Source organism: Streptomyces solicavernae (assembly GCF_029968095.1).
Classification (GTDB): domain Bacteria; phylum Actinomycetota; class Actinomycetes; order Streptomycetales; family Streptomycetaceae; genus Streptomyces; species Streptomyces solicavernae.
Map to the genome: position 1 here is coordinate 87,271 of NZ_JASCIR010000025.1, position 9,222 is coordinate 96,492.

General features: G+C 74.6%; 8 protein-coding genes. 3 read left to right on the top strand and 5 right to left on the bottom strand.

The annotated features are described in order from the left end of the window. Window positions 1-5 precede the first annotated feature (5 nt). Window positions 6-326 (bottom strand): ferredoxin, encoded by a 321-nt coding sequence (gene fdxA, locus QIS99_RS24325; RefSeq protein ID WP_033319951.1) that lies wholly within the window; start codon window positions 324-326, stop codon window positions 6-8. Window positions 327-466: 140 nt separating this feature from the next. Between fdxA and QIS99_RS24330 the strand changes: the two genes are divergently transcribed. Together QIS99_RS24330 and QIS99_RS24335 are read left to right on the top strand one after the other, a co-directional pair. Then, window positions 467-1,474, top strand: a complete 1,008-nt coding sequence (locus QIS99_RS24330) for a GNAT family N-acetyltransferase (RefSeq protein ID WP_282515757.1) — start codon at window positions 467-469, stop codon at window positions 1,472-1,474. Window positions 1,475-1,517: 43 nt separating this feature from the next. Continuing rightward, window positions 1,518-2,348 (top strand): transglutaminase-like domain-containing protein, encoded by an 831-nt coding sequence (locus tag QIS99_RS24335; protein ID WP_282515758.1) that lies wholly within the window; start codon window positions 1,518-1,520, stop codon window positions 2,346-2,348. 86 nt (window positions 2,349-2,434) lie between these two features. On the opposite strand, the gene QIS99_RS24340 is transcribed toward QIS99_RS24335, so the two are convergent. From QIS99_RS24340 to QIS99_RS24355, 4 genes are all read right to left on the bottom strand, one after another. After that, complete coding sequence (locus tag QIS99_RS24340; protein WP_282515759.1) at window positions 2,435-4,954, bottom strand: hypothetical protein; 2,520 nt, start codon at window positions 4,952-4,954, stop codon at window positions 2,435-2,437. A gap of 163 nt (window positions 4,955-5,117) precedes the next feature. Further along, on the bottom strand, window positions 5,118-5,534 hold the full coding sequence (locus QIS99_RS24345) for a DUF6113 family protein (RefSeq protein WP_282515760.1): 417 nt from the start codon (window positions 5,532-5,534) through the stop codon (window positions 5,118-5,120). Continuing rightward, window positions 5,531-6,484: an N-acetyl-1-D-myo-inositol-2-amino-2-deoxy-alpha-D-glucopyranoside deacetylase gene (gene mshB / locus QIS99_RS24350; RefSeq protein ID WP_282515761.1), complete on the bottom strand. Its 954-nt coding sequence runs from the start codon at window positions 6,482-6,484 to the stop codon at window positions 5,531-5,533. Before mshB ends, QIS99_RS24345 begins: the two co-directional genes overlap by 4 nt. A gap of 47 nt (window positions 6,485-6,531) precedes the next feature. Beyond that, window positions 6,532-6,726: a DUF2304 family protein gene (locus QIS99_RS24355; RefSeq protein WP_282515762.1), complete on the bottom strand. Its 195-nt coding sequence runs from the start codon at window positions 6,724-6,726 to the stop codon at window positions 6,532-6,534. 221 nt (window positions 6,727-6,947) lie between these two features. Between QIS99_RS24355 and QIS99_RS24360 the strand changes: the two genes are divergently transcribed. Then, complete coding sequence (locus QIS99_RS24360) at window positions 6,948-9,158, top strand: prolyl oligopeptidase family serine peptidase (protein ID WP_282515763.1); 2,211 nt, start codon at window positions 6,948-6,950, stop codon at window positions 9,156-9,158. Window positions 9,159-9,222: the final 64 nt, after the last annotated feature.

Genomic DNA, 9,222 nt, shown 5'->3' on the forward strand with positions numbered 1-9,222 from the left:
GACCGCTACTGGTTCTGCGGCGGCAGCTCGGCGATGAAGGGGTGGTCACGCTCGATCAGGCCGAGCTTGCTGGCACCACCGGGCGAGCCGAGCTCGTCGAAGAACTCGACGTTCGCCTTGTAGTAGTCCTTCCACTCCTCCGGGGTGTCGTCCTCGTAGAAGATTGCCTCGACCGGGCACACCGGCTCACAGGCTCCGCAGTCGACGCATTCATCCGGGTGGATGTACAAGGACCGCGAGCCCTCGTAGATGCAGTCGACCGGGCACTCCTCGATGCACGCCTTGTCCTTGACGTCGACACAAGGCTGCGCGATGACGTAAGTCACGCTGTCGTTCCTCCTCGATAGGGCGCTGGCGGGCCTCCTCAGGCTCCGCCGCCTGGCGCGCGGGAGCGCGGCGTCGTCGATGCCCGCACCTAGTATCTCCGTTCCGGGTCATGATCCGAACAGGAGGGGCGGACTGAGCTGTGGAAATCATCGGAGGTGGGCTCCTCGAAGTCCACATTACCCCTACTGACGTGGGAAAACGCGTGTCGGTACGGTGCTTGAGCGGGACCGGAATCCCGGGTGAGAAGTTCACCGACACGGTCGGGATTCTCACATCCTGGACTGACGATGTGCTGCTGATCACACGCCGGGACGGGCGGTCCGTCCGTATCGCGGAATCGACGCTCGTCGCCGGAAAGGTGATCCCGGCCGCCCCGGCGCGTCGCCGCGGCCCGGCCGCCTCCTTCGACGAGCTGGCGCGGGTCACGGCGCGGGCCTGGGAGCCGGTGGAGAGCGAACGGCTCGGTGACTGGCGGCTGCGGGCCGCCTCCGGGTTCACCCGGCGCGCCAACTCCGTCCTCCCGCTCGGCGATCCGGACCGCCCGCTCGACGACGCGCTCACGTACGTACGCGACTGGTACGCGCGCCGCGAGCTGCCCGCGTACGCGCAGATCGCGACCGGCGCCGAGGGCACGCAGGAGCTGCTCGGCGCGGAGCTGGAGCGGCGGGGCTGGGTGCGCGAGGTGAGCGCGCAGGTGTGGACCGGCGGCCTCGCCCCGGTCGGCGACCTGGACGCGGACACGGACCGGGTGCGGCTCGACCGCTCCTACGACGCGGGCTGGCTGCGGCGCTATCAACGGTTCGGGACGCCGGGCCCGCACGTGGGCCGGGTGCTCGGCAGCGGCCCTTCGACGTGGTTCGCCTCCGTGCCCGGTACGGCCGACGTGCCCGCGGCGATCGGGCGGTGCGTGGTGGACGGGCGCTGGGCCGGGTTCATGGCCGTGGAGGTCGACCCGGAGCAGCGGCGGCAGGGGCTCGGCACGGCCGTGATGGCGGCGCTCGCGCGGCGGGCCCTGGACGAGGGCGCCTCGGCGGCGTGGCTGCAGGCCGAGGCGGACAACACGGCGGCCCGGGCGCTGTACGACGGCATGGGCTTCGCCGCGCACCACAGCTACCACCACTACCGCGCGCCGCGCGCCGCCGAGTGAGCCGGCCGGCGTGACGGGACACGAGCCGGGGCACGAGGCACCCATGGGACCGGATTCCACGGAGCGGCGACGGCGGTTCGCGCAGGAGGCCCGCGCGGAGCGGCCGGACCTGGCGCTGCTCTGCCTGCTGCTCTCCGCCGAGGGCGACCCGGCGCTCGGCGAGGCGGGCGTCGACACCGCGCAGATGGAGCTCGACCGGCTCGCCGGGCAGCTCCCGTACCGGCCGGGCGGCCCGCGCGCCTGGGCGTCCGCGGTCGCCGAACTCCTCGGCGGGCGCTGCGGGTTCCGCGGCTCGGCGGCCGACTACCAGCGCCTGGAGTCCTCGCTCCTGCACGAGGTGCTGCGGCGCCGGCGGGGCCTTCCGATCCTGCTGTCGGTGGTGTGGACGGAGGTGGCGCGCCGGGCGGGTGCGCCGGTGTACGGGGTGGCGCTGCCGGGGCACTTCGTCGTCGGCTTCGGGCCGCCCGAGGAGCAGGTGCTCGCCGACCCGTTCGACGGCGGCCGGGTCCTGACCGGCTCGGACGCGCAGCTCCTGGTCTCCGGCGCGACGGGCGGCCCGCTGGACCCGGCGATGCTGCGCCCGGCCGACCCGCGGGACATCGTCGTACGCATCCTCAACAACATCCGCGCCTGGGCCGCCGCCCGCCCGGAGCGCTCCGACGTCGCCCTGTGGGCCCTGGACCTGTGCCTGCTGCTGCCCTCCCACCCGGCCCGCCTCCGGCACGAGCGGGCCCAGCTCCTGGTGCAGCGCGGCGAGTTCCTGGCGGGGGCGGCGGAGCTTGAGGAGTACGCGGAGGTGGTGGCGCCGGTCGACGCGCAGGCGGCGGAGCGGGTGCGGCGGGACGCGCGGCTGGCCCGGGCGCGCTTGAACTGAGACCCGTACGCACGTGAACTGGGACCCGTGCACAGGCGTACGGCACGACCTTCGGGGGTCGTGCCGTACGGGTGTGGCGGGTGCGGTCAGTTCTGCTGCTGCGGGCCGATCCGGACGATGCGCTCGGCGGGCGTCTTCCCGACCAGCGCGCGGTTCACGGCCTGCGCCACGAGCGCCGGGGTGACCGGCTTCTCGGTGCCGTCGGCCATGGTCAGCCGCACGTCGTCGAACGTGTCGCCGTACAGCTCCTTCAGGACCTCGCGGTCGTAGTACGGGACGAGGCGGGTGCGGTCCTCGCTGGGGACAACGCGCAGGAACTTGTAGATCGACTTCTCGGGGCTGAACGACACCGTGTGGGCCGCGTCCGTGCGGACCGTGATGAGGCCGGACATCGCCGGGGTGGCGAACTCCTTCATCATCCGGTCGACTTCGGCCTTCGGGACGTTCGGGTCGGCCGCGGAGACCGGGAGCTGGACCGGGTCGGTGGCGCCGGTCTCGACCTGGGTGCGGTAGGCCGCCTCCACGGCCGCGACCGAGCCCTCCGGGTTGAGCGTCTTGCCGGACTTGCCGTACGACGGGACGGCCTTGCCGGGCAGGAACTTGATGGTCGCCTCGGCGGCCGAGCCGGAGGTGCCGGCGACGCGCTCCAGGGCGTCCCGCAGCTTCTCCTTGTCCGTCGGCATCACCGGCTCGACCTCGCGCTCGGCGCCGAAGAGGGAGCCGATGACGGAGACCGGGTTGTAGTCGCTGCCGGTGGCCGCGCGGACCGTCTCCTGGACGTCGACGGAGAGGCCGGCCTTGGTCGGGTCCAGCGTGGCCTTGTCGCCGTCGATCGCGAGCTGGAGGGGCTGCGCGGCACGCTTCTTCATCGCCGCGTCCAGCTTCTGCACGGCCTCGTCGCTGGTGCCGCCGCCGATGTCGACGCCGAGCACCGTGGTGCCCTTCGGGACGTCCGAGTGGTTCATCAGGAGCCCCGCGCCGTACGCGAGTCCGACCAGGCCGAGGACGCCCGCGCCGATCAGGGCCGGTTTGTTGCGGCCCTTCCTGGCGCTCTTCCGGGACGTCGGCGCGGTCTCCTCCTCGTACGCGTCCACCTCGTCGTGGTCGTCGGCGGGCCGCTGCTGCCGGGGGGCGGGCGGGTCCGGGAGGACCGGCGGGGTGTGCCGGGACTGCGGTGCGGACGGTCCGGCGCCGGGGAAGCCGGTCCGGGCCTGCGGGCTCGACGGCACCACCGGGATGCCGCTGGTCAGGGTGTCGCCGGAGACGTGCTGCCGGGCGCCGGGCGAGCCGCCTTCGCCGGGCTGCGGGGTGAGCAGGGCGGTGTCGTCGGCGGCGGCCGGTCCTGCGGGGGCGGGGCCGGCCGGGCCCGCGCCGATGCCGTTGCCCGCGGCCGCGCCCTTCTGGAACGCGGCGGGCAGCACCGGGCCGTCACCCGTCGCCGGGCCACCGGTCGGGCCGGAGGGGCCGGACGAGCCGGGGCCGGGGGGTGTCGGCGCACCGGACTGCGGACCCTGCTGCGCACCGGAGTGGGGCCCGAACAGGCTGGAGCGGGCGAGCGGGTTGTCGCTGCCCTGCTCACCGGCGCCGGAACCGGGGGCGCCGCCGACGCCGGGCGCACCTCCGATGCCGGGGGCGCCTCCGATGCCGGGGGCGCCTCCGATGCCGGGCGCACCGCCACCGCCGGGGGCACCGCCACCGGGACCGTGGCCGCCACCGGGACCGCGGCCGGGGCCGGGCGCACCGGGACCGGGGCCAGGCGCACCGGGACCGGCCTGGCCCCGCCCCTGGCCCTCGCCGGTCTCGGAGAAGTACGGCAGGTCCCCGCGCGTACCGCCACCGCCCGCGGACGAGCCGCCGTGAGCACCACCCGGAGCACCGGGAGCAACACCCGAAGCACCGCCCGGAGCACCGTGAGCACCACCCGAAGCACCGCGAGGACCGCCCGGAGCACCGTGAGCACCACCCGGAGCACCGTGAGCACCACCCGAGGCCACGCCACCAGGAGCCCCACCACGAGCCCCGCCAGGAGCCCCGTCAGGAGCGCCCCCCGGAACACCCGGAGCCCCGCCCGGACCCCCGCCCTGGCCGCCCGAAGCGCCCGTCGGCTGCGCGGGCTTGCGGGGCGCGAACCAGTCGCTGGTCTTCTCCGCCGGGGCGTCGGCCGCGGGCGCCGACGCGCCGCGGGGCGCGCCCTGTGCGCCGGCGGGAGCTCCCGGACCACCCGAAGGAGCGCCGGAAGGCCCGCCTCCGGAAGCCGTGCCGGGTGCGGTGCGGCCGCCGATCGGCGACGAGGGGCCCGCGGCCTCCGCGGTGTCGCCCTCGCCGACCGGGGTGCGCATCACGACGGGCGGGATGGGCCGCGAGCCGGGGATGTTGATCCGGATGCGGGTGGTCAGCGTGGTCTGCGTCTCCGGCCCGTCCGCCGCAGCCTCGGGCTGCTCGGCCTCGGGCTCGGCGCCCTGCTGCCAGGGCGCGCCCTGCGGAGTACGGTCGGCGGCTCCGCTGCGCTCGCCGCCGGGCGGTCCGTACGGCGGAGTCCCCGAGGGGTACGCGGCTCCACCGCGCCCCTGGGGCCCGGAGGACGAACTGTCAGTTTCACGACTCAAGGCAGGTTCTCCCGATCGGCTTCGCCGCCCGCCGAACCTCCGTCGGCACAAGCTCGGTGCCAGCGCGGGCGGCTCGGCGGCGCGCACCACCATACTGGCCGCGCGCGGCGGTCAGTGGGCGACCGCGGTCAATCCCGTACGCCCGGCGGTCCATAGGGGGACGTCACTTGCCAAGTCGGCCGCCAGGACCCATCGGTTGCGAGGGCACAGCGACCGTGGCACACATCACAGCAAGGGCCATTCCGCCCAACAAGTAGACATACGAGCCAAGTCCGGCACCGAACACGAAGTCCCCTTCGGGCCGGCTCGTGGTCAGCAGGATCACCGCGACCAGCCAGCCGGCGCCTGCCGCGAAGCCGCCACCTTTGGTGCCGGTGGCGCGCGCCCCGCCGTAGCAGACGCCGGCCGCGCCGAGCAGGGCGAGCAGCAACCCGCCCGGGAACCAGGCGGCTTGGATGAGCGCGCCCGCGGCGCCCGCGACCGCGCCGACGGCGAGCAGCAGGACGTGGACCAGGATCCGGGCGGGCGTCAGACGGGGCGGGGCCGGGAGGCCTCCGGGGGCGTTTGCGCGCGTGCTCACGTACGGGTCACCGTTCCTCGGTCGTCCTGTGGGGGGTCCGGGTGCGCGCCCGCGCCCTCGGTGGGCAGGCCCGCGAAGAGGTCGTGCTCGCGCTCGCCGGGCGCCGCGCCGGAGCGGCCGCGCACCAGCTCGTAGTACTCGGTGTCGAACAACGGCTGGGCGAGGTCGTTGGAGAGCGCGAACCACGGCGCCTCGACGGCGATCTGGGTGGCGTGCGCGCGCATCGCGGCGGCCTTGCGGGCGACTTGGGGGCGGCCGTCGACCACGGTGGTGATGCGGTCGTCGTCCACCACGCCCGGCACGTCGGCCAGCTGCGCGGCCGCCCACGGGAGTCCGTGCACGGCGTTCTCGGTCAGCTCGGCGAAGAGGCGCTCGCCGACGGAGCGGGGTACGCGGTTCCAGTAGATCTTGGCGATGTCGTGCGCGGCGCCGAGGTCCGGGCGGAAGGCGGGCTCGGCGGCGAGTACGGCGGCGCGCATGGCGACGCGGTGGGCCTGGATGTGGTCGGGGTGCCCGTAGCCCCCGTCAGGGTCGTACGTGATCAGCACCTGGGGGCGCAGTTCGCGGATCACCTCGACGAGCAGCGCGGCCGCCTCGTCCACGTCGGCGGACCAGAAGGCGCCCGCGCGGTGGTTCTGCTCGGCGCCCATCATCCCGGAGTCGCGGAAGTGTCCGGGCCCGCCGAGGAAGCGGTGGTCGGCGACGCCGAGCTCCTTCATCGCCGCGGCGAGCTCCTCGGCGCGGTGGGCGCCGAGGGTGTCCTCGTGCGTGGCGGCGAGGTGGGCGAGGGCAGGCGGGATCACCTCGCCCTCCTCGCCGAGGGTGCAGGTCACGAGCGCGACATGGGCGCCTTGTGCGGCGTACGTGGCCATGGTCGCGCCGTTGTTGATCGACTCGTCGTCGGGATGCGCGTGCACCAGGAGCAGCCGCCGGTCCGCCAGTTCCGTCATGCCCCCAGCCTACGAGGCGCGGCGCGCGCCCCCGGGTCCCGTCCGGGTCAGAACTTCAGGTCGCCCAGCATGCCCGCCACGTTGGTCGTCACCTCGCTGATCGTGGGAGCGATCGAGGAGCTGGCCAGATAGAAACCGAGCAGCACACACACGATCGCGTGCCCCGCCTTCAACCCTGACTTCTTGATCAGAAGTACGACGATGATCGCGAACAGCACCACCGCCGAAATCGACAGGGCCACGGCGGTTCACCTCCATAGGACGACGGGACGTCGGGACGTCGGACAGCAAGCGGGCGGCCCGCTCGGACCGCCTCAACACCGGGACGGCGCACGCCAGTTCGGCACACGCCAGGGGTATACCCACCCAGTGCCACGGATCATAACTTTCCGTGTGTCGGCATGGATCGGTGCATGGCAGCACGAGGGGCGCATAGCGGCGGCGCGATCAGTAGCCTCGGTGCATGACCTCCCCACTGCCCCCGCAGTCGCCGCAGAGCCCCAGGGCCTCATTCCCCCGCCGGCACGCCCGTACGCAGCGGTTCTCGCTCGGTGCGCCCCGCGCATTCACCGTCTCACCTGATGGATCGCGGGTGGTGTTCCTGCGTTCCCGCTCCGGCACGGACCGGCAGACCGTGCTGTGGGTCCTCGATACCGAGGCCGCCGCGGAGACGGACGCGGCGGAGCGGGTCGCCGCGGACCCGGCGGCCCTGCTGCACGGCGCGAGCGAGCGGTTGTCGGCGCAGGAGCGCGCCCGCCGCGAGCGCAGCCGCGAGAGCGGCGCGGGCATCGTGGGCTACGCCACCGACGCGGCCGTGGAGTTGGCCGCCTTCGCGCTCTCCGGCCGCCTGTTCACGGCCGAGCTGCGCGCGGGCACGGCACGTGAACTGCCCGTTCCGGGCCCGGTGATCGACCCGCGCCCCGCGCCCGACGGCCGCCATGTCGCGTACGTCAGCGGCGGCGCCCTGCGCGTGGTGGGCGCCGAGGGCGCGGACGACCGGGCGCTCGCCGAGCCGGACCCGGGGCCGGGCGCCTCGGGGTCGGGCGTCCCGGGGCCGGGCGGGGAGACCGGGACCGTGACGTACGGCCTCGCGGAGTTCATCGCGGCCGAGGAGATGGGGCGTTCGCGCGGCTTCTGGTGGTCGCCCGACTCGGACCGCCTCCTGGTCGCCCGGGTGGACGACGCCCCCGTGCAGCGCTGGTGGATCGCCGACCCGGCCCACCCCGACCGCGAGCCGGCCCCGGTGGCGTACCCGGCGGCGGGCACGCCCAACGCGGACGTACGGCTCTGCGTGCTCGGCCTGGACGGCTCGCGCACCGAGGTCGAGTGGGACCGGGCCCGGTACCCGTATCTGGCGCGCGTGCACTGGTCGTCGGCCGGGACGCCGCTGCTGCTCGTCCAGGCGCGGGACCAGCGCGACCAGCTGTACCTGGCGGTGGACCCGGACACCGGGTCGACCCGCATGGTGCACGCCGACGACGACCCGGACTGGCTGGAGCTGCTGCCCGGCGTGCCCGCGTGGACGCCTTCCGGGCAGCTGGTGCGGATCGCGGACGAGGGCGGGGCGCGGGTCCTGACGGTCGGCGAACGGCCGCTGACCGGGCCGCAGTTGCAGGTGCGGGCGGTCCTGGACATCGCGGACGAGGACGTGCTGATCGCGGCCTCGGCGGGGGCGGCCGCCAAGAGCCCCGAGACCGGCGAGACCCACGTCTACCGGGTCAACGAGCTGGGTGTGGAGCGCGTCTCGCAGGAGCCCGGCGTGCACTCCGCGGTGCGCTCGGGCGGGGTGACGGTGCTGGTCTCGGCGCGCCCCGCACACCCCGGGGCTCAGGTCCAGGTCCTGCGGGACGGCAAACAGCTGGCGCAGATCGCCTCGTACGCGGAGCTGCCGGACATCACGCCGAGGGTGACGCTCACCGAGGCGGGCGCGCGCCGGATCCCGTGCGCCGTCCTGCTCCCGACGCACTACCGCGAGGGCGACGGTCCGCTCCCCGTCCTCCTCGACCCGTACGGCGGGCCGCATCACGCGCGCGTGGTGGCGGCGCACAACCCGTATCTGACCTCGCAGTGGTTCGCCGACCAGGGCTTCGCCGTCCTGGTGGCAGACGGCCGGGGCACGCCGGGGCGGACTCCCGCCTGGGAGAAGGAGATCCGGGACAAGCTGGCGGCTGTCGTCCTGGCGGACCAGGTCGACGCGCTGCACGCACTCTCGGACAAGTTCCCCTTCGACCTGTCCCGGGTCGCCATCCGCGGCTGGTCCTTCGGCGGCTACCTGGCGGGCCTCGCCGCGCTGCGCCGCCCGGACGTCTTCCACGCGGCGATCGTCGGCGCCCCGGTCACGGACCAGCGGCTGTACGACACGCACTACACGGAGCGGTACCTGGGCGATCCGCAGGCGCAGCCGGAGGTGTACGCGGCGAACTCGCTCGTCACGGACGCGGGGCTGTCGGGCGCGGCGGAGCCGGCCCGGCCGATGATGATCGTGCACGGCCTGGCCGACGACAACGTGGTGATGGCGCACACCCTGCGGCTGTCCTCGGCGCTGCTTGCGGCGGGGCGGCCGCATGAGGTGCTGCCGCTGTCGGGGGTGACGCACATGACGCCGCAGGAGCAGGTCGCGGAGAATCTGCTGCTGCTTCAAGTGGACTTCCTGAAGCGGGCGTTGGGCCTGTAGCGGTTCCTCCGGTACGGCAACCGGCCGGGGGGGGGGGGCGGGGGGGGGCCCCCCCCGCCCCCGC

What these genes read in the sequence shown, in the direction of transcription:
- QIS99_RS24335 (WP_282515758.1), top strand. Translation starts at nt 1,518, where the DNA reads ATGGGACCGGATTCCACGGAGCGGCGACGGCGGTTCGCGCAGGAGGCC.
- mshB (WP_282515761.1), bottom strand. Translation starts at nt 6,484, where the DNA reads ATGACGGAACTGGCGGACCGGCGGCTGCTCCTGGTGCACGCGCATCCC.
- QIS99_RS24360 (WP_282515763.1), top strand. Translation starts at nt 6,948, where the DNA reads ATGACCTCCCCACTGCCCCCGCAGTCGCCGCAGAGCCCCAGGGCCTCA.